The sequence below is a fragment of the Bradyrhizobium sp. GW821-FHT12B03 genome, from assembly GCF_058807535.1.
In genome coordinates this window covers 659,107-678,720 of record NZ_JBXAQU010000001.1, presented here as the reverse complement: position 1 = coordinate 678,720, position 19,614 = coordinate 659,107, and the positions used below count along the sequence as shown (strand labels likewise).

At 65.1% G+C, this 19,614-nt stretch carries 18 protein-coding genes; 5 read left to right on the top strand and 13 right to left on the bottom strand.

The annotated features are described in order from the left end of the window. Positions 1-26: 26 nt before the first annotated feature. Positions 27-830, bottom strand: a complete 804-nt coding sequence (locus tag AC1RUR_RS03295; protein WP_492841259.1) for a DODA-type extradiol aromatic ring-opening family dioxygenase — start codon at positions 828-830, stop codon at positions 27-29. Positions 831-983: 153 nt separating this feature from the next. On the opposite strand from AC1RUR_RS03295, the gene AC1RUR_RS03290 reads away from it, so the two are divergent. Then, positions 984-1,163 carry a hypothetical protein gene (locus tag AC1RUR_RS03290; protein WP_028176145.1) on the top strand — a complete coding sequence of 60 codons (180 nt, stop codon included), beginning with the start codon at positions 984-986 and terminating at the stop codon, positions 1,161-1,163. 7 nt (positions 1,164-1,170) lie between these two features. On the opposite strand, the gene AC1RUR_RS03285 is transcribed toward AC1RUR_RS03290, so the two are convergent. Together AC1RUR_RS03285 and AC1RUR_RS03280 are read right to left on the bottom strand one after the other, a co-directional pair. After that, complete coding sequence (locus tag AC1RUR_RS03285; RefSeq protein ID WP_492841257.1) at positions 1,171-2,652, bottom strand: carboxylesterase/lipase family protein; 1,482 nt, start codon at positions 2,650-2,652, stop codon at positions 1,171-1,173. Positions 2,653-2,730: 78 nt separating this feature from the next. Then, positions 2,731-2,979: a hypothetical protein gene (locus AC1RUR_RS03280; protein WP_492841255.1), complete on the bottom strand. Its 249-nt coding sequence runs from the start codon at positions 2,977-2,979 to the stop codon at positions 2,731-2,733. Between the two features lie 188 nt (positions 2,980-3,167). Between AC1RUR_RS03280 and AC1RUR_RS03275 the strand changes: the two genes are divergently transcribed. From AC1RUR_RS03275 to AC1RUR_RS03265, 3 genes are all read left to right on the top strand, one after another. Further along, positions 3,168-5,858, top strand: a complete 2,691-nt coding sequence (locus AC1RUR_RS03275) for a flavin-containing monooxygenase (protein ID WP_492841253.1) — start codon at positions 3,168-3,170, stop codon at positions 5,856-5,858. A gap of 131 nt (positions 5,859-5,989) precedes the next feature. Next, the gene (locus tag AC1RUR_RS03270; protein WP_492841251.1) at positions 5,990-6,262 is read left to right on the top strand and encodes a hypothetical protein; all 273 of its coding nucleotides are present in this window, start codon (positions 5,990-5,992) and stop codon (positions 6,260-6,262) included. Positions 6,263-6,377: 115 nt separating this feature from the next. Next, entirely contained in the window at positions 6,378-6,683 is a 306-nt protein-coding gene (locus tag AC1RUR_RS03265) for a hypothetical protein (protein ID WP_492841249.1), read from the top strand. A gap of 38 nt (positions 6,684-6,721) precedes the next feature. Here the strand turns inward: AC1RUR_RS03265 and AC1RUR_RS03260 are convergent, their stop codons facing one another. The 5 genes from AC1RUR_RS03260 to AC1RUR_RS03240 all read right to left on the bottom strand — a co-directional run bounded on the left by AC1RUR_RS03260 (position 6,722) and on the right by AC1RUR_RS03240 (position 13,356). After that, positions 6,722-6,877, bottom strand: a complete 156-nt coding sequence (locus AC1RUR_RS03260) for a hypothetical protein (RefSeq protein WP_492841247.1) — start codon at positions 6,875-6,877, stop codon at positions 6,722-6,724. Positions 6,878-7,065: 188 nt separating this feature from the next. Further along, positions 7,066-7,581, bottom strand: a complete 516-nt coding sequence (locus tag AC1RUR_RS03255; RefSeq protein ID WP_492841245.1) for a septal ring lytic transglycosylase RlpA family protein — start codon at positions 7,579-7,581, stop codon at positions 7,066-7,068. Between the two features lie 395 nt (positions 7,582-7,976). Continuing rightward, positions 7,977-9,629 (bottom strand): NAD-dependent malic enzyme, encoded by a 1,653-nt coding sequence (locus tag AC1RUR_RS03250; protein WP_492841243.1) that lies wholly within the window; start codon positions 9,627-9,629, stop codon positions 7,977-7,979. 302 nt (positions 9,630-9,931) lie between these two features. Continuing rightward, the gene (locus AC1RUR_RS03245) at positions 9,932-10,930 is read right to left on the bottom strand and encodes a Bug family tripartite tricarboxylate transporter substrate binding protein (protein ID WP_492841241.1); all 999 of its coding nucleotides are present in this window, start codon (positions 10,928-10,930) and stop codon (positions 9,932-9,934) included. Positions 10,931-11,031: 101 nt separating this feature from the next. Beyond that, positions 11,032-13,356, bottom strand: a complete 2,325-nt coding sequence (locus AC1RUR_RS03240) for a mechanosensitive ion channel family protein (protein WP_492841239.1) — start codon at positions 13,354-13,356, stop codon at positions 11,032-11,034. A gap of 775 nt (positions 13,357-14,131) precedes the next feature. Between AC1RUR_RS03240 and AC1RUR_RS03235 the strand changes: the two genes are divergently transcribed. Then, positions 14,132-15,016: an MBL fold metallo-hydrolase gene (locus tag AC1RUR_RS03235; protein WP_492841237.1), complete on the top strand. Its 885-nt coding sequence runs from the start codon at positions 14,132-14,134 to the stop codon at positions 15,014-15,016. A gap of 321 nt (positions 15,017-15,337) precedes the next feature. Here AC1RUR_RS03235 and AC1RUR_RS03230 read toward each other — a convergent pair whose 3' ends face one another. The 5 genes from AC1RUR_RS03230 to AC1RUR_RS03210 are packed head-to-tail and all read right to left on the bottom strand — an operon-like array spanning position 15,338 to position 19,599. Beyond that, a complete protein-coding gene (locus AC1RUR_RS03230) occupies positions 15,338-16,261 on the bottom strand; it encodes a polyphosphate kinase 2 family protein (RefSeq protein WP_492841235.1) in 924 nt (307 codons plus the stop codon). Next, positions 16,221-17,240, bottom strand: coding sequence for a branched-chain amino acid ABC transporter permease (locus tag AC1RUR_RS03225; protein WP_492841233.1), 1,020 nt, complete (start codon positions 17,238-17,240; stop codon positions 16,221-16,223). The genes AC1RUR_RS03230 and AC1RUR_RS03225 overlap by 41 nt, the downstream gene beginning before the upstream one ends. Further along, positions 17,237-18,118: a branched-chain amino acid ABC transporter permease gene (locus AC1RUR_RS03220; RefSeq protein ID WP_492841231.1), complete on the bottom strand. Its 882-nt coding sequence runs from the start codon at positions 18,116-18,118 to the stop codon at positions 17,237-17,239. The genes AC1RUR_RS03225 and AC1RUR_RS03220 overlap by 4 nt, the downstream gene beginning before the upstream one ends. A gap of 5 nt (positions 18,119-18,123) precedes the next feature. Then, positions 18,124-18,828 carry an ABC transporter ATP-binding protein gene (locus AC1RUR_RS03215; RefSeq protein ID WP_492841229.1) on the bottom strand — a complete coding sequence of 235 codons (705 nt, stop codon included), beginning with the start codon at positions 18,826-18,828 and terminating at the stop codon, positions 18,124-18,126. Positions 18,829-18,831: 3 nt separating this feature from the next. Next, a complete protein-coding gene (locus tag AC1RUR_RS03210) occupies positions 18,832-19,599 on the bottom strand; it encodes an ABC transporter ATP-binding protein (RefSeq protein ID WP_492841227.1) in 768 nt (255 codons plus the stop codon). Between the last annotated feature and the right edge of the window lie 15 nt (positions 19,600-19,614).

Below are 19,614 nucleotides of genomic sequence, written 5' to 3'. Positions count from 1 at the left end.
CGCGTGATGACTCGCAGACGCGCGGTTCAAGGCTGGCCGCCGAACATGTACGACGCCATCGCGACGTTCGCGACCTCGTCGACGAAGACGCGCTTGCCGACGTCGCTGCCGGCAGCGCCGGCCGCGACCATCAGCGGCAGCAGATGGTCCTCGCGCGGATGCGCCAGGCGCGCGCCCGGCGCGTTTTCCCAATCGACCAGCATCGCGTTGCGGCGCGCCGCATCGCCCGCACTGATCGCCTCGTTCAGATAGGCCTCGAAATCGTAGGAGACGGGCTTCGATTCCGGCCGGTTGAAGCCGCGCATGTTGTGATAGGTCAGCCCGCTGCCGACGATCAGAATGCCTTCGTCCCGCAGCGAGGCGGTCGCCTGCCCGACCTTGATGTGCTCAGCCGCATCGTAGGTCGATTTCAGCGACAAGAGCACGATCGGCATGTCGGCGTTCGGATACATCAAACCGAGCGGCACGAAGGTGCCGTGATCAAAACCCTGATTGGGATCTTCGCGGCAATCGAGGCCCGCGCGCGTGAGCAGCCCCCTCACCTCCGCTGCAAGCTCCGGCTTGCCCGGCGCCGGGTATTTGAGGCGATAGGTATGCTCGGGGAAACCGTAATAGTCGTACACCATCGGCGGATGCGCCGAGGTCGACACGGTGAAGGCGTCGGCCTCCCAATGCCCGGTGATGACGAGCACGGCCTTCGGTCTTTCCGGCAGCAGCTGCGGCAGCCGGACGAACTCCTCGGCAGTCTTGGCATATTGCACCCGCCGGTCCTCCATGAAGGGCCAGGGGCCGCCGCCATGGGACAGGAACAGGGTCGGAAATCGCGTCATGGGCTTCGTCTCGTTGGCAGCAGGCGCGTGGTACGGCCGCGCGACGGCGGCGAGCATAGGCAACCTCGTATGGTTAGCAAGTCGTTAACGATTTTCCTTCCAAAATCCCGGCTGTGGCCGAAGGAGTCGGCCTGAAGACAAGTGAGACGTGAGATGAGGAAGTTTGCGCTGGGGGACGTCGTCAACAGTGACAAGGGCCGCCGCGGCGTCGTTCGCGCGGCCTACAAGTCGCGCGAAGGCCAGCAGTTCTACGCCGTCGAGAAGGACGGCGCGATGGACTATCTGGAGGAAGACCGGCTGAGCCCGGCGCCGCGCGTCGAGCTCGCGGCCTGAATCCAACTCATTTTCTGTTCTCGCTTGCGAGCCCGTCGAGGCGCCCCGCGATGGGATCGTCTCCGCTCGCGATACGATCATTCGTGATCAGCAGCAGGCGATCGCGGTCTGCGGCCGCATCCCAATGCGGCAGGTCCGCGCCGTTGGGATCGCCGCTCCTGGCGAAGTTGATCCAGTAGCTGCGCATGCCGCTTGCGACTTCGCGATCGCGCCGGGAGAAGATGCCGGCACCGGGCACGCCTTCGACGCCGAAGATGAACTGCAATTCCCGCCCCTGACCGCCCTCGGGATTGGTGCGCCGGGCCTCCGGCACATAGGCGAAGCGATAGCGGAAGGTCAGCTCGCCGCTTGCGGCATGCAGGCGCGCCAGCAGCCTCACCGGCTCGGAGAAGACCTTGTCGGTATAAAACCTTGCCGCAAGGTCCGAAGCTTTGACGAGGTCGGGATAGAGCTTGCGCAATTGCCCGGTTGTGACGCCTGACGCCGCAAGCGCTTCGGCGATGTCAGGCTCGCCGTCGAAACCCGTCTCGTCGTCGTTCGAGCCGATCAGCAGGGGAATGCGGCTTTCATGTCCGGCCGCAAAGCCTGCGGCAATGTCTTCCGTCACGAGGATTCCATCGATCACCGGCGCGAAGCCGTGCGGGACTTTCGCGAGCAGCTTCTGTTCGGCGGCAAGCAGCCGTGTGGCCTCGATGGCGCGCGCGTCGGTCTCCTTGCCATCCTGACCGAGCATCGCGACGAATTGCCGGCCCTGCGCCTCCGCCTCCTGCCGAGAGCGCAGGCGGCTGCGGCCGGGCACTGATTGCAGAATGGCTTTCTGGAACAGATCGCGGGCCTGCCCGCACAGCATCAGCAGCGCGATCGATGTCGCGCCCGCGCCGCTGCCGAACAGGGTGACGTTGCCGGGATCGCCGCCGAATGCCGCGATATTGTCGTGCACCCAACGCAGCGCCGCGACCTGGTCCGTCAGTCCGTAGTTTCCGGAGCCGCCTTCCGACAGCGCCGGATGGGTGAGCCAGCCGAGCACGCCGAGGCGATAGTTCACGGTCACCACGATGAGGCCGGCCTGCGCGAGCTTGGCGCCATCGAACAGCGGATCGTTCACGGTGCCGCTGACGAAGGCGCCGCCATGGATGAACACCATCACCGGCAGCGGGCCGTCGACACCGAAGGGACGAAACACGTTCAGCGTCAGGCAATCCTCGCTCGCATCTCGCAGCGACGGCTGAAGGCAGGGCGCGCCGTAATCATAGGCGGTGCGCATCTCCGCGCTTTCGTCGGTCGCCTGCGGCGGGCGCCAGCGCATCGTGCCGACCGGCGGTGCCGCATAAGCCAGCCCCTTGAAGAAAGCCACCTCGCCTTCGACGGCGCCAAGCATCTGTCCTTCGCGCGTCAGCGCAAACGGAAACTGGCCGACCGGCTGGGCCATGACCGGGCCGGCGAGCCAAAGCAAAGCGGAAGCCGCGACGCGTGCAAGCAGGGACCGCATCTTGGAGGTCTCGATGCGCGGAAAAGCTCCCGGCGAGGTTATGTCCACGACCGTCAGCGAGGCAAGCCTCGCCGTCGCCTAATCGCCCTTGGTAATGATCTCCGCCAGCGCGCGCCGCGCGACGATGCCGAGCTCACCAAGCGTCGAGTGTCCCGCCTGTGCCGCCTCGATCAGGCGCTCGGCGATGAACCTGCGGCTGTCGTGATCACCACCGTGCGGCAATTGGCGGCACGTCTCCTCCAGGACGACGTCCATGTTCGCTTTGGTCCGCTCACTCAACTCTGTCATGACGCCCGGTCGGTACGCGTGGCTTGTAACCGCAAGCATACACAGGCGGATCGTGCCTGATTAGCCCGGTAAATCACGGCGATTGTGCATCGCGGCGCGTGCATTGAGGCGACCTTCGCGCGGCCACGATGACGCCGCAAACAGCTACCGAAGATTGCACTTGTTCTGATGACAAGCCGGACCGGCGGCGATAGCCTGCCGGCAAAACAAAAGCACGGGAGGAATGCATGCCTGACGCAATGGTTGCTGCGCGTGCCGCCGACGCGGCGCATGGAACTGCCCAGCAGGTCGACGTCGCCGTGGTCGGCGCCGGATTTGCCGGCCTCTATCTGCTCCATCGCCTGCGCAAGGCCGGCTTTTCGACGGTCGCTCTCGAAGAGGCCGGCGATGTCGGCGGGACCTGGTACTGGAACCGCTATCCCGGCGCGCGCTGCGATATCCAGACCATCGACTACAGCTACACCTTCGATCCGGAACTCGAGACGGCCTGGACCTGGTCGGAGAAATACGCGACCCAGCCCGAGATCCTGCGCTATCTCGGCTTCGTCGCCGACCGCTACGATCTGCGCCGCGACATCCGCTTCAGGACCAAGGTCACCGAAGCCAAATGGGACGAGGCGACCGGGCGCTGGCAGCTCACCACCGACAATGGGCTACCTGTCTCCTGCCGCCATTACATCATGGCCACCGGCTGCCTCTCCGCGCCCAAGCCGCCGGAGATCGACGGCGTCAAGGATTTCAAGGGCGAGGTCTATTTCACCGGACGCTGGCCGCATGACGGCGTCAACCTCGCGGGAAAGCGCGTCGCGGTGATCGGCACAGGCTCGTCGGCGATCCAGTCGATCCCGCTGATCGCCGAGCAGGCCGCGCATCTGACCGTGTTCCAGCGCACCCCGAATTTCGCGCTGCCCGCGCATAACGGTCCCTCGCCGGCCGATCGTAAGGACTTCTTCCAGAGCGACCGCGCGGCCTATCGCGAGCAGGCGCGGCAGTCGATGACCGGCGTCCCTTATCCGCAGCAAACCGTCGTGAGCTGGCAGCTCAGCGATGCCGAGCGCCGTGAGCGGTTCGAGCGCGCCTGGGCCGCCGGCGACCTCGTCCACATCCTGACGCAGCTTTGGGCCGACCAGGGCGCCGAGGTCGAGGGCAACAAGATCGTCCAGGACCTGATCCGCGAAAAGATCTCGGCGGCGGTGAAGGATCCGGAGACGGCGGCGGCGCTGATGCCGCACGACCATCCCTTCGGCGCCAAGCGTCCCTGCCTCGATACCAACTACTACGCCACCTACAACCGGCCGAACGTCACGCTGGTCAATCTGCGCCAGGAGCCGATCAAGGCGATCACCGCAGGCGGTATCACCACCGGCAAGCGCAGCTTTGACGTCGACATCATCGTGTTCGCGACCGGCTTCGACGCCATGACCGGCGCGATCCGCGCTGTGCACCCCATTACCGGGCGTGGTGGCAAGTCGCTCACCGACGTCTGGGCACAGGGGCCGCAGAGCTATCTCGGTCTCACGGTCGAGGGCTTCCCGAACTTCTTCATGATCACCGGGCCCGGCAGCCCGTCGGTGCTGTCGAACATGGCAGTGTCGATCGAGCAGCATGTCGACTGGGTCGTCGATCGCCTCAAAGCGTTGCACGATGCCGGCTTCACCACGATCGAGCCGACCGAGACGGCGCAGGCCGGCTGGAACAGGCACATGGCCGACTGCTCGATGCTGACGCTGCATCGGCTCGCCAACACCTGGTACACGGGCGCCAACGTGCCCGGCAAGGTGCAGGGCCTGATGCCCTATACCGGCGGCGTCGGTCCCTATCGCAGCATCTGCGACGAGGTCACGGCCCGCGGCATGCTCGGCTTCAAGCTCACCGGGCCCGATGGCGCCGCGCAGTGCAACGACGGCGAGGTGGTGCGGCTTCAGCCGGACGTCCGGCTGGTGCTGAACCTGCTGGCAACACTGAACCTGCCGCCGATCGAGTCGATGGGCGCGCTCGGCGCCCGCGCCTTCGTCAACGAGTTCAACAAGGGCCGGCCCGCCGGACGACCGATCGGCGAGATCGTCGACGGCACGCTGCCGGGCACCGACGGTCCGCTTCCCTATCGTGTCTACAAGCCCGCGACAGCAGGACCGCATCCGGTCGTGGTCTATTTCCACGGCGGCGGCTGGGTGCTCGGCGACGAGCAGTCGGACGATCCGTTCTGCCGCGACATGGTGCGCCGGACCGGCATGATGTTCGTCAGCGTCGGCTATCGCCACGCGCCGGAGCATCGCTTCCCGACCGCGGCCGAAGACGGCTATGCGGCGACGCGCTGGATCGCCGAGCATGCCGCCGAGCTCGGCGGCAGACCGGGCCCGGTGCTGGTTGCCGGCTGGAGCGCCGGCGGCAACATCGCCGCCGTCACCTGCCAGCTCGCGCGCGACCGGGGCGGGCCTGACATCGCCGGCCAGCTCCTGGTGTGCCCGGTGACCGACTGCACCTTCGACCGTCCCTCCTACAACGACAATGCAACGGGCTACTTCCTGACGCGTTCGCTGATGTACTGGTTCTGGGACCTCTACTGCTCACCGGCCGACCGCACCGATCCGCGCGTCTCGCCGCTGCGCGGCAAGCTCGAAAGGCTGCCGCCGGCCTTCGTCGCCACCTGCGAGTTCGATCCGCTGCGCGACGAGGGCATCGCCTATGCGGAGGCGATGGCGGCGGCCGGCGTCCCGGTCGAGCAGCTCAAGGCGAGCGGGCATTTCCACTCGTCCTTCGCGATGGTGGACGTGGTGATCACCGGCGCACCTGGCCGCACCCAGATGGCCGAGGCCCTGCGGCGCTTCGCCGGGCTTCCGCCGGAGGTCAGCCGTGACGATGAGCACAGCCACGGTCACAGCAGCCCGGGGCACAAGATCGCGGCGGCCGCGAGCTGAACACGACAAGGCGGCCGGGAACCTTTTCCCGGCTGCCGCGTTGAGGGGCTTGTAGCATTGTGATGCAGCGATTGGTGTAGGCCCCGGCGCGCAGATCCGCGTGCTGGGGTTGTTTTTGCGTGAGGCGGGCGATGGGGGACGTGGCTGCGGATTCAAAGGTCGATTTCGGCGCACATGCGGCGCTGTATAAATGGCCGTCGCTCGCCAACCAGCGCCGGCCGGACCGAGAGTCCTATCAGGTGAGCGAGGGCACGCTCGACGAATGCATCTCGGCGTTCATCGAGAAACCGGCGGCGACCCGGCATCTCTATGAGATCCGGACGGCGGCGCAGCCACCCCTGGTCACGAACGTCCTCTCGCCCGAGCACGTCATCGAGCTATCGCGCTGGAGAGAATTTCTCTGATTGCGTGCAGACGCCGAAGCTGCACGCGCGCGACAAGCTTCTCGCACACGCATAGGAACCTTCGTCCGGCTCTTCCCGTTAACGACGATCGGAAGCCAAGGCGTGAGTGTCTGAGATGCTTGGAGCTGGCGTGCCATCCCCGGTCGTGCCTTATGGCGCAGACCAGACCCTGTTCGTGGTGATCGACCGCCGCGACGAGGCGACCGAAATCCGCATCGAACGGAGCGATCTCGAAACCACGATCGGCGAGCTGGTCGCCGGCTGCTTCAACGATCCGATCAAGGTGATTTCGTTCAACACGCTCGAGCACTGGACGAAGGACATCTCGACCGACGTCGCCGGCGAGATCCGCGCACGCTGCGACATCGACGGCGTGACGCTGCCGGACTACCTCAGCGATTTCGTGGAGAGCCACACCTGACTGCGCATCGAATGCGTTCAGTGCATGGTTTGGGGGAGTTATGCGTGTCGGCGCTTGCCGGCGATGATCTCGATCTCGCGGCGGCGTTCGTCGGCGAAGGCCAGGAGCTTTTCGATCGTCAGCGTATCCGTGATCCGTTTGGCGAGCCGCTCGGCACGCGCGGCCTGATCTTCGAGATACTGGATCGTGTTCAAGCGTCCGCCTCCCCAAAAGCCCCGAATTGTTGGGCAACCATGGTGCGTGAGAAGCGGCTAACAGCCGGTTAAGCGCGACGTCTTACGTCGATGAATCGCGAGCCCAATCGTTTGAACATGATCTCCGCGCAAACGCGTTCCGCGTTTGTCGCGAGGGAAAACCGCCGCGCACGTTTCCGGATCATGCCCTATCGCACGACGTCGAGCCTGACATTGGCGAGGCCCTTGTCGACCATGCCGAGCGCCTCGGCCGCGGACGGCGAGATGTCGACCACGCGTCCGCGAACATAGGGCCCGCGGTCGTTGACCCGGACGGTGACGAAGCGGCCGGAGGAAACGTCGGTGACGCGCAGCTTGGTGCCGAACGGCAGGCTGGGATGCGCTGCGGTCAATTCGTTCTTGTCGAACCTCTCGCCGCTCGCGGTCTCCGTATCCGAATAGAAGCTGGCGACGCCATGCGCGGCAGCTTGCTTTGCGTCACCGTCGGGGATGCGCGCCCGGCTGATCGGCCGCGGATGCAGCGCCGCCACCCTGTGCGGCCGCTCGACCGCGACCTGCCGATTGCTACCAAGATCAGCCTTCTGGCGGCCGACCGGCGATTGCGCGCACGCAGCGAGCGAGGCCGCAGCGATGACAGCGAGCAGCAACCGGCTCGAGGTTGCCAGCGAGATCCGGGCCGTTTCGGCACTTGCAAAGCGAGACATGATGCGCCCTCCGAACACGCCTAAGTTTCGGTGGGCAATCAGGGCAGAACCTTGGCTGAAGGAAAGCGGGGTTAGGGCCGCGGCCGTTTCACGCCGGCTGTGGCGATTCCACCACAGTGGGTGTCTTGAATCGGGACAGTGACGACCGCCCAATGCGGCAGCTCCGGCTCAGGCCGGAGGCGGAATCGCGCGAAACACGTCCCTGAATACGCCAAACTGCAATCGAAACGCCGGCGCGCTGTAATCCTGACAATAACCCGCAGTCACCGCGACGACGAGATCGAGTTCCGGGACGATGCGGATCGACTGCCCGCCGCGGCTCAGCGCGCCGCTTCGTGCTGCGGGGCAAGGCGTGGATGGCCGGGACAAGCCCGGCCATGACGATGGGGCGGCAATCAGTACTTCGGCTCGTACATCTGCGACTGGATCAGGCTCTTCACATCGTTTGGCGCCGGGCCATCCGCGAGCCCGCGCTGATAGGCGACGTCGGCCACCGCAACGGCGATGCGGGCCGAGACCTCGCGAATGCGGGGCAGTGCCGGATAGAGACTGCCCTGCGCAAGGTCTTCCTTGCCGACGCAATCGGCGAGCGTATGGGCGGCGGCCATGAACATCTCGTCCGTCACCAGCCGCGAGCGGCTGGCGATGACGCCGAGGCCGACACCGGGGAAGATGTAGGAGTTGTTGCCCTGGCGCGGCACGAAGGTGCGGCCGTTGAGCGTCACCGGATCATACGGGCTGCCGCAGGCGAACAGCGCGCGGCCCCCGGTGTAGCGATAGGCATCCTCCGCCGAGCATTCGGCCTTCGAGGTCGGATTGGACAGCGCGAACACGATCGGCTGCTCGTTGAGCTCGGCCATCGCCTTGAGCACTTCCGGCGTGAAGGCGCCGCCGACCGCGGCAACGCCGATGATCGCCGTCGGCTTCAGCGTCTTGATCGCGGTGAGGAAGTCCACAATCGGCGCCTGGCCGGTATGGGCATAGCGGAGCTTGTGGCCGGACAGGCCATCCCGGCCGCCGACGACGAGGCCACGGGAATCCACCAGCCAGTTGCGGCGGAGCGCTTCCGCCTCAGTGGCGCCCTCGGCCATCATGGCGGAGACCACGAGATCGGCGATGCCGGTCGCCGCCTCGCCCGCCCCGAGGAACAGGATCTTCTGATCCTTCAGCCTGCCGCCGGAGACGCGCAAGCCCGAGAACAGGCCGGCGAGCGCCACCGCCGCGGTGCCCTGGATGTCGTCGTTGAAGACACAGGTCTCGTCCCGGTACTTGTGCAGCAGCTTGAACGCCGAATGATTGGCGAAATCCTCGAACTGGATCAGCACACCCGGGAACGTCTTTCGCGCGGCGACCATGAATTCGTCGACGAAGCTGTCGTAGGCCTCGCCCGTGAGCCGGCGCTGGCGCAGGCCGAGATAATAGGGGTCGCCCAGCAGCTCTTCGTTGTTGGTGCCGACGTCGAGCACAACAGGCAGGCAATGCTCGGGATGCACGCCGGCGCAGGCCGAATAGAGCGAGAGCTTTCCGACCGGAATGCCCATGCCGTTGGCACCGAGATCGCCGAGGCCGAGAATGCGCTCGCCATCGGTCACGACGATGAGCTTTGCGGGATTGGGCCAGTTCTTCAGGATATCGGCGATCTGGCCGCGATCGCGCGAGGAGATGAACATGCCGCGCGGACGCTGGTAGATCAGACCAAACTTCTGGCAGGCGAGCCCGACCGTCGGCGTGTAGATGATCGGCTGGATCTCGTCGATATTGTCGACCACGACGCGGAAGAACAGCGCCTCGTTGCGGTCATGCAGCGCGTTCAGCGCGACGAATTTTTCCAGGTCCGTCGGCAGCGACCGCAGATTGGTCAGGACGCGCTGAGCTTGCGTCTCCATCGTCAGCACGCAGGGCGGCAACAGGCCGCGCAGGCCGAGCGCGGCACGCTCCGCTTCCGTGAAGGCGGTGCCTTTGTTGAGCAGGGGATCGCGCAGCAGCGCCATGCCATGCGATTGATCGGACGATGTCGGCTGGGCAACGACCCGGGCAGGTCTATTCACGAATTCCCCCAAGGATTTTCTTATTGAACCACAGCCATTGTCGGCCACCGCTCCCCTGATATCAAGGACATAGCAACCCGCGCATCGATTGTGATCTCGCACCGCAGCGAGAATTTTAGTGCAGATCGCAGATCAAGCGCGAGGCAAAGGTTAACGCGGCAAAGCTGCTCCCGCTCCTCATGGTGAGGAGCGCGTCTTCGCGCGTCTCGAACCATGAAGGCCCCTATCCCGCCTGCGGCCATCCTTCGAGACGGCCGCTACGCGGCCTCCTCAGGATGAGGAGAAGCGCTTGTGGCGCAGCGCTACTCCGGCTTGATGTCGGCGGCCTTCACGATCGGCCACCATTTCTCGGTCTCGGCCTTCTGGAAAGACGCGAGCGCCGCAGGCGTCTGCTGCGCCGGTGGCGGAATCTCCTGCCCCAATTCGCCAAAGCGCTGCTTCACGGACGGGTCGGCGAGCACGGCGACGATGGCGGCATTGAGCTTCGCGACGATGTCCTTCGGCGTGTTCTTCGGCGCCCAGATGCCGTGCCAGTAGGAGATGTAGAGGCCGGGCAGGCCCGCCTCGTCGACGGTCGGGACGTCGGGCGCGGATGCGAGCCGCGTTGGCGAGGTCACGGCGAACGCCTTGATCGCGCCGTTCTTGTAGTGCGGCAGCGAGTTCGAGGCCTGGTCGAACATGATGTCGATCTGGCCGGCCACGAGATCGATCATGGCGGGACCCGCGCCGCGATAGGGCACGAACTGGAAGTCGGTACCGGTCCTTTCCTTGAAGAAGACCCCGGCGACATGAGCGCCGGTGCCGGCGCCGGCCGTCCCGGCGGTGGCCTTGCCGGGGCTGGCCTTCAGCCACGCGATCATCTCTTTCAGATTGTTGGCCTCGAGCGTCTTCCGTCCGACGATGAGCTGCGTCCCCATCGCGATCATCGCGACCGGCTCGAAATCGGCGATCACGTCATAGGGCAGCTTGAAGATCGCGCCGTTCAGCACATGGGTGCCCCAATGGCCGATGGTGATGGTCGTGCCGTCAGGGGTTGCGCGCGCAACGCGGGCGCCGGCGATGCTGCCGGAGGCGCCGGCGACGTTCTCGACCACGATCGTCGTGTGCAGTTCGGCAGCGACCCGCTCGGACAGAATCCGCGCCAGCGTGTCGGTCGGGCCGCCCGCCGCGAACGGCACAACGAGGGTGATGGGGCGTGATGGAAACGGCTGGGCGCTTGCCGGCGCAATCTCCGCCGCACATCCGATCAACGCGCCAATGACGATCAGGTGACCGCGCGATCCGGCCCACAGCCCCCGCATCGTTCTCTCCCACCCTTTTGCCGCCCGCATGTTGTCAGCGGACTGGAGCTGGAGTGAACGATGCCGGGTGCGCGGAGGCAAGCGGTAAGTTGACCGGGCCGCTATCCGGCGGCGCGCCGCGGCGCGAGGTTCGCAGCATGATCGGCCGGCGGCGCGATCTGCATCAGGATGGTCTGGGTGGCGGACGCGACCTCGATGCCGTTCTGCTGGAAGCGCTGCTTCATGCGGCGGTTGAATTCGCGCTGGACCGGCCAGCGGCCGGCCTCGGTGCAGCGGATCTGGCCGACGATCGACACCATGGCGCCGTCGACCTTGTCGATGCCCCAGAGCTCGAGATCGCCGCGGATCAGCGCGCGGAATTCGCTCTCGCGGCGCATCTCCTCGACGATGTCCTTGAGAATCTGGCCGGCGCGATCGGTGTCCTCCTTGTAGGCGACGTTGACGCTGACGGAGGCGTTGCCGGCACCGCGGCTGGCATTGGTGATGGTCGTGACCGCGCTGAACGGCACGATGTGCACGGCACCGTCGCCGGCGCGCAGGCGGATGGTGCGGATCGAGACGTTCTCGACGACGCCTGACAGCCCGGAAACGCTGACATTGTCGCCGACCTGCACCGTGTTCTCCAGCAGCAGGAACAGGCCGGTGATGAGATCCTGCACCAGCTTCTGCGAGCCGAAGCCGATGGCGATGCCGACGATGCCGGCACCTGCGAGCAGTGGGGCGACATTGACGCCGATCTCGCTGAGCGCGGTGAGGCCGACGACGGCGGCGATCACGCAGAGCAGCGCGGTGCGCAGCATCGGCTGGAAGGTACGCAGCCGTGCGGCGCGGGCGTAGTGCCCGTCACGCGACAGCGTGTTGATCTGGCGGTCCAGCAGCGCGTTGCTGGCTTCCCAGATCGCAGCCGCGATAGCTGCGGCGAGAGCGATCGTCACCACGGCCGAGATCAGCCGGCTGCCGATCTGGCCGCCATAGAACCAGACGATGGCATCCACGCCCCAGACCTCGAGCATGGCCACGAAGCCGATGAAAGCGATCACGCCGGAGACAATCTTGCGCAGCAGCGGCAGATAGCGGTTGGCTCGGATTTCGAGCCCCGGAAAGCGCTGGAGGATCTCCGGCTTGATGCGGAAACCGCGGTCGATCAGGCCGAGCGTCAGCATGATGGCGACGCGCGTGATCAGCGCCACGGCGATGGTGCCGACGAAATATTGCAGCAGCAGCGCATAGCCGTTGCGGATGTTCAGCGCCCACACCGCCCACAGCGCAAGATCGAGCGCAATGGCAAGATAGTGCCAGCCGCCGGCGATGCGATTGCGCAGGCGGGCCGCAATACCCTGCCGGTCGGCCGGCGCGCGAATGGCTTCGGCGACCTGGCGGCGGCATTGCAGGATGATGACGACGATGAAGAGATGCACGACCAGCATCACCATGCGCAGCAGCGCGGCGTAGCCGGCGCGATGCAGGCCGAGCAGCAGCGCGACATTGGCAAAGGCGATGCCGGAGACGCCGACGCCGACGATGCGGCGCGCCCAGATCTCGATATAGGCCGCGGTCTCGGGGCGAACCGGAAACAGGCCGAACGGCCCCGCCAGCGCACGGACCACGCAGATGAGCCCGCGCGAGAATGCGTAGGCGTTGACGACCGCGAGGATCACGAGGCGGACGGTGTTGGGCTCGCCAATCTCGGTTCCAAGCAGCGTGGTGGCGACACCCACGAAAATGAACACGGGAAGCAGTTCGAGCAGAAGGCGGGCGAGCACGAAGGGCAGCCGCAGCATGACCTGCCAGATCCGCGCCAGGCTGTGGCGGCGCTTGTGCAGGTCGGGCGCGGGGGTGACGTCGGCCACCGATGACGGCGGATCGGTAATGGGCAGCGCCTGCGCCGGCAGCTGCACGGCTTGCGGCACGCGTCCTTCCAGAAATACGACCGGACGCCGGATCAGACGGAAAATCACCCATTCGGCTGCGAGCGCACAGCCGAGCACCAGCGCGAGCTTCCAGGCGATCTCGATCAGGAGATTGTAGGCGGCGGGATCGTTCGCAGTGCGCATGATCCAGTAGTAGAACGCCGGAAAGTGCGTGAGCGTCCGCGCCATGCTGGCGATCTCGCCCGAGATCTCGCCGATCTCCTCGGAGACCGTGAGCAGAAGCTGCGCACCGAGGCCGTCGGCGGACAGCGGGATCGGCGATTTTGGCTCGGGCGCAGGCTGCTGCTGACCGGATGCATTCGCGATGGCACGCAGCGTGTCGATCATCTGCGCGCGCTTCTGGTCGTCCTGGAGCGTCTCCAGCGCGCGCCTGGCCTCGTCGGGTGACAGTGCGGCGGCGCCCTTGGCGGCCGGCGGCTCGGCGTGGGCGCCGGCGAGCGGTGAGATGGCGAGGAAGAGCGCTGCGAGAAGCGCCGGGACAAGCTTGTGCGACACGAGGATTCCTTGAGAAAATGAATGCGCCGGCGGCGACGGGACCGTCACCGCCGAAGCACACGCGTCATGTCGGATGGTCGCTGCTATTCGCCCCGGCGCTGTGTCGGAAGTTGGCCAAGGAGGCGACATTCTCTTGGCATTTGCCGCAATGCCGGAAGCAGGAACCGCGGTCCTTTGCGTCCAGTTCGCAGGTGGCTGGTAGCTCGCCCGCGGCCCATCCTTCGAGACGCCCGCCTGCGCGGGCCCTCAGGATGAGGACATGTTGCGCGGCGAGATTCTAGACCTTCATGGAGATTCTAGACCCTCATGGTGAGGAGCCCGCCAAAGCGGGCGTCTCGAACCATGCGGGCCCGGATTGTCTTACGCAGCATGACCCCAAACGCACAGCGCCGGGCAGGTAGGGGCTATGCCTCGCTGATGCAGCCCACTAAACCTTAACCCGGCGTGCCGTTCGCGGTTTCTGCCGCTATGCGATAGTCCGAACGAGCTCCATCGCACTTAACGCGGCTGGATTTGCGGAGGTGGAGTCATAGACCTCCCCTTGCTCACGAGGTGGACGTTGCGCGTCGCGTATTCGCGACCAACGCCATGCTCCTCCCATGACACAATACTGTCAAGCGGGATCAACGGCTCTCAAATCACATTTGCAGACGCGTTCCATGCCGTTCCCGCGACAGATTGGCCGCGTGCAGCAGCGGAATAAATCCCTCGACGCAGCGTTTTTCTCGAAGAGAATACTCGCCGCTCCCGCCTCCCCTTTTCCAGAAAGCCAGAGATGAAAGCATCATTTTGCATCGCAATTGTTGCGGCCCTCGCGACCGGTTCAGCGTTCGCGCAAACCCCGCCGCAGACCTCCACCAGGAAGGTCGACGGCACCGACAACGTCTACATCTTCCGCTATGGCGGCCATCAATCGATGTTCGTGGTGACGCCGAAGGGCGTGATCGCGACCGACCCGATCTCTTACCTGCGCCCTGCAAAACCCTATATCGACGCGATCAAGGCGGTCACCGACCAGCCGATCAAATATGTCGTCTACAGCCATCATCATTACGACCACATCGCCGGCGGGCAGCCCTTCAGGGACCTCGGCGCCACCTTCATCGCCCACCGGCGGACCAAGGAGCGCCTGCTCGAGCTGAAGAAGCAGAATTCGCTGCTCGCCGACGTCGTGATGCCGGACCAGGTGGTCGACGACAAGAAGGCCATCACGCTCGGCGGCACCACGCTGGAGCTGAACTATGTCGGCCGCAACCACTCCGACAATTCGCTGGTGATGCGGCTGCCGAAGGAGAAGATCGTCTTCGTCGTCGACTTTGCGCCGATCGAATCCGTCCAGTTCCGCAACATCCCCGACAACGCCTCGCCGCTGGAATACATCGCCTCGCTGAAGAAGCTGGCCTCGCTCGATTGGGAACGCATGATCCCCGGCCATCCCTATGCCGGCGGCCGCTTCGGCACCAAGAAGGACATCGAGGACGACATCGCCTATATGGAGGACCTCTCCGCCGAAGTGAAGAAGGCGGCTGATTCAGGCAAATGCTTCGACACCGCGATGAAGGAGGTGAAGCTGCCGAAATACGAGAAGTGGGCGAACTACGAAGCGAGCCTTCCCGCCAATGTCGAGCGCTTCTGCTATTGGTGGGGCCGCGGTTACTGACGGCTGGCCCAGAACCCGAAGGGTGGGCAAAGGCGCACTTGCGCCGTGCCCACCACCTCTATCAGCAATGAAAATTGGTGAGCACGCTTCCGCCTTCGCTCTTCGAGCTACGGCGGACAAGTCGCTTTGCCCACCCTGCGGGACCGGTCATGGGCTGCTCTTGATGCGCCAAACGGCACTGTCGCGATGATCACACCATACCCCTGTTTTGCCCGACGGGTCAAGCGAATTTCTTAAAATCCGAACGTCGCTTCTCACTCGCCCGCAAGCCGTTGATTTCACTGTCATCGGCTACTGTGCATGGGGTTGTTTTCGCATTTTTCATCTTGCACGCTTCTTTCCTTCCTCCTTCTCCAGCGCCTTGCGCACCGCCTCGAACTCCCCCAGCGAGGCCTTGTCGGCACGGGGAAAGCGCAGGTCCAGCTTTTCGAGCGCCGCGACGATCGTCGAGCCGATCACGACGCGGGCGAACCATTTGTGGTCGGCCGGCACGACATACCAGGGCGCATGAGCCGTTGCCGTGTGCCGGACGATGTCCTGATAGACCGCCTGGTAACGCGGCCACAGCGCGCGCTCCTTGATGTCGTCCATCGAGAACTTCCACTGCTTGGCCGGCTCATCGAGCCGGTCGAGGAAGCGCTCGCGCTGCTCCTCCTTGGACAGGTTGAGGAAGAACTTCAGCACGATGGTGCCGTTGCGGCTGAGATGGCGCTCGAAGGCGGAGATGTCCTCGAACCGCTCCTTCCAGATGTTCTTGGTAACGAGCTTTTCCGGCAGCTTCTGCTTGACAAGAATCTCCGGGTGCACCCGCGTGACCAGGCACTCCTCGTAATGGGAACGGTTGAAGATGCCGATATGGCCGCGCTCCGGCAGCGCGATCGCATGGCGCCAGAGGAAATCGTGGTCGAGCTCCTTGGTGCTCGGCGCCTTGAAAGCATGGACCTCGCAGCCCTGCGGATTGATGCCCTCGAAGATCGCCTTGATCGCACTATCCTTGCCGCCGGCGTCCATGGCCTGGAACACGATCAACACCGACCAGCGGTCCTGGGCGTAGAGCTTCTCCTGGAACTCGATCAGCCGCTTCTTGTTGGCGTCGAGAAGCTCCTGCGCCGTCTCCTTGTCGAGATCGCCCCTCTCGTTGGTCTTGTGGTCCTTGAGATGAAACTTGCCCGAGCCATCGTAGCGGAATGGCGTGATGTAGCGGTCAAGCTCCTGGGCGAGCGATCTGGGCGGCTTCTTGTTCATGAGCGCGGGGCACCTTGCGTTGCGGCTTCAGCCGGTCGAGCACGCTACCAAGGATACCCTTGGGAAGGAATATGATGAAAAGCACCAGCAGCACGCCGTAGACGAGATTGTCCCAGCCGACCGCCTTGGTGCCGAAGCCGATGCGCAGGGTTTCCGCCAGCAGGATCGTGATGACGGCGCCGAAGGTCGGACCGAGCGAGACGAACAGGCCGCCGACGATGGCGGCAAACACCATCTGGAGCGACACCGCGATGCCGCTCACCGTGTCGGGCGTAATGAACATCTGGTACTGGCAGTAGAGCGCGCCCGCGAGCGCCGTCATCAGCGCGCTGAGCAGCGTGATCTTCAGCTTCTCCGCGGTGACGTCGACGCCGGCGGCTGCCGCGGCGTCCTCGTCCTCCGAGATCGCCTCCAGCGCGTAGCGGCTCATGCTGCGATCGACCCAGTGCCAGACCACGATGCCGAACAGCCAGACCCCGAGCGCGATCAGGTACCAGGTGATCTTGTCGTCGAATTGCAGCGCCAGCAGCTTGTTGCTGGAGGCCCGGTTCGGCGTGTAGCCGAGCGAGCCGCCGGTATAGTCGCGCGTCGCGGTGATGACCTGGAGCACGATGCCGGACAGCGCCAGCGTCACCAGCACGAAATAGTGGCCGGTGATGCGAAAGCGAAAGCAGGGATAGCCGACGATCAGCGCCAGCGCACCCGCCGCCACCATGCTGATGGGAATGCCGATCCAGGGCGACCAGCCCAGATGATTCCACAGCAGCGCGGTGACATAGGCGCCGATGCCCATGAAGCCGCCATGGCCGAGCGAGACCAGGCCGAACCGCCCCATCATCGACCAGGACGTATAGGCGAACGACCAGATCAGGATCAGCACCAGGATGTGCAGATGATAGGGGTCGCGGTAGACGAAGGGCAGCGCGATCAGCGCCGCCAGTCCGATCCCCCATGCTGCAAGCCGCCCCTGCCCCATCATCGGCGCCTCGCAAACAGGCCCGCGGGCCGGATGAACATCATGACGATGAAGAAGGCGAAGGCGAGCACATAGCCCCATTCGAGGTCGGAGAACAGGCCGCCGAGCGAGATGATCTCGGCGAACACGAAGGCGGCGATGAAGCCGCCGATGAAATTGCCGAGCCCCCCGAGCACGCAGATCAGGAAGGTGATCGGCCCGAACGAAAGTCCGACGAAAGGATGCACGTCGTATTGCAGCACCAGCAGGCAGGCGGCGAGGCCGGCCAGCGCGCCGCCGAGCGCCGAAGTGATGAGATAGATCTTCTTCGTGTCGACGCCCATCAGCGCCATGATCTGCCGGTCCTGCGAGATGGCGCGGATTGCGGTGCCGGTGAAGGTGCGCGTCATGAACAGATAGACGGCGACCATGCCGACCAGCGCAGCGAGAAATGACAGGAGGCGCGCGTAACTGAAGTTCATGTCGCCGAAGGCGAGCACCGGCAGGCGGATGCCGAGATTGCGGAAGTCGATGCCGAAGGCGACCGTGGCAAAGCTCTGCAGCACGAACAGCACGCCGCCGGTCGCCAGCAGCTGGTTGATCGGCGGCGCGGTGAGCAGCGGCGCGATCACGAGATAATGCAGCGCGGCGCCGAGCAGCGCCACCAGAAGAATGGTGAACGGCGCCGCGATGAAATAGCTGAGGCCGTAATACTGCACCATGAAATACATGGCGTACATGCCGATCATCACGAGCTCGGCATAGCAGATCCAGGTCACGTCGATGACGCCGAAGATCAGATTGAGCCCGATCGCGAGCAGCGCCAGCACGCCGCCGAGCAGGATGCCGTTGATCACGGCCTCCAGCAGGTAGATGTCGAAAATGTCCAGGAACCCCTGCATGAACATCACACCCCGAGATACGCTTCCTTGACCGTGTCGCTCGCCAGCATCTCGGCCGAGGTGCCTGAGCTGCGGATCGTGCCGGCCTCGATCAGGTAGGCGCGGTCGACCACCTTCAGCACCTGCTGTACGTTCTGCTCGACGATCAGCACGGTCAGCCCGCTGGCGCGGATCCGCTTCACCAGCTCGAACACCTGCTGCACCACGACCGGCGCCAGTCCCGCCGACGGCTCGTCGAGCAGCAACAGCTTTGGATTGGACATCATCGCGCGGCCGATCGCGCACATCTGCTGCTCGCCGCCGGACATGGTGCCGGCCATCTGGTGGCGGCGCTCCTTCAGGCGCGGAAACAGGTCGAACACGACCTCCAGTCGCTCGGCATAATGGCCGCGCGCTTCCTTCATGAAGGCGCCCATCTTGAGATTGTCGTCGACCGTGAGCTGCGGAAACAGCCGCCGGTTCTCCGGCACATGCGCGATGCCGAGGCTGACGATCTTGTGCGGCGGCGTCGCCACGACATCGACGCCCTCCATGGCGATCGACCCGCGCGAGGGGCGGATCAGCCCGGAGATCACGCGCATCAGGGTGGTCTTGCCGGCACCATTGGGACCGATGACGCCGACGGCCTCGCCCGCCTTCACGTCGAGATCGACGTCGAACAGCGCCTGGAAGGTGCCATAGCCGGCGTTGACACCGCGGAGCTCCAGCATCGGCTACCCTCCCGCGCGACGGCGCGCTGCGGCAGCCGCGGCCTGCGTGGTTTCGGCATCGGTGCCGAGATAGACCTCGATGACGCGCGGATCGCCGGCAACCGCACTCGGCAGGCCTTCCGAGATCTTCTCGCCGTGATCCAGCACCATGACGCGGTCGACGACGCGCATCAGCACGCCCATGATGTGCTCGACCCAGATGATGGTGATGCCGAGCTCGTCGCGGATGTTGCGCAGCATGTCGGCCGCTTGGCCCATCTCGGCCTCGTCGAGACCGCCGAGACTTTCGTCGGCAAGCAGCAGCTTGGGTGCAGTGGCGAGTGCTTTCGCCAATTCGAGCTTCTTCAGGCCGGCCGCCCCTAAGCCATCGACGCTGGCATGGCGATCGGTCGGCAGGCCGACCATCGCGAGCGAGCGCTCGGCGGCTTCCTCCGCCTTGATCCGGCTGTGGCGGCCCTGGCCGTAGAAGCCGGCGAGCGCGACGTTCTCGAAAATCGTCAGGCGGCGGAACGGACGCGGAATCTGGAAGGTGCGGCCGATGCCGCGGTTGATGATCCGGTGCGGCGCGAGGCCCGCGATCTCGGAGCCAGCGAACAGGATCGATCCTGACGTCGGCGCCAGCGTGCCGGAGAGCATGTTGAAGATCGTGCTCTTGCCCGAGCCGTTGGGGCCGATCAGGCCGAGGATCTCGCCCTGCTCGACCTTGAACGACACGTTGTTCACGGCGGTGAAGCCGCCAAACCGCTTCACCAGCCCGCTGACTTCCAACACCGCCCCGCCCTCCTT